The sequence below is a fragment of the Abiotrophia sp. HMSC24B09 genome, from assembly GCF_001815865.1.
Classification (GTDB): domain Bacteria; phylum Bacillota; class Bacilli; order Lactobacillales; family Aerococcaceae; genus Abiotrophia.
In genome coordinates, this window is record NZ_KV822198.1 from 1 (window position 1) to 217 (window position 217).

Genomic DNA, 217 nt, shown 5'->3' on the forward strand with positions numbered 1-217 from the left:
GCTCTTTGAACGCTATCAGCGCAACGAACAAGCCTTCTTGCTCTCCATGATGGAAATGGTGGTTAATGGGGTCTCAACACGCAAAGTCACTAAAATCGTGCAGGAATTGTGTGGCGAGACGGTTTCCAAGTCCTTTGTGTCAGATGTTATGAAGCGACTGGATCCTGAGATTGAAGCCTTCAAAAATCGGACCCTGACCCACAGTCACTTTCGCTAC

General features: G+C 47.9%; 1 protein-coding gene. It reads left to right on the top strand.

Features of this window, described 5'->3' with window-relative positions; translation table 11 throughout:
* A partial coding sequence (locus HMPREF3093_RS09540) for a transposase (protein WP_180363261.1) occupies window positions 1–217 on the top strand: 217 nt, incomplete at both ends.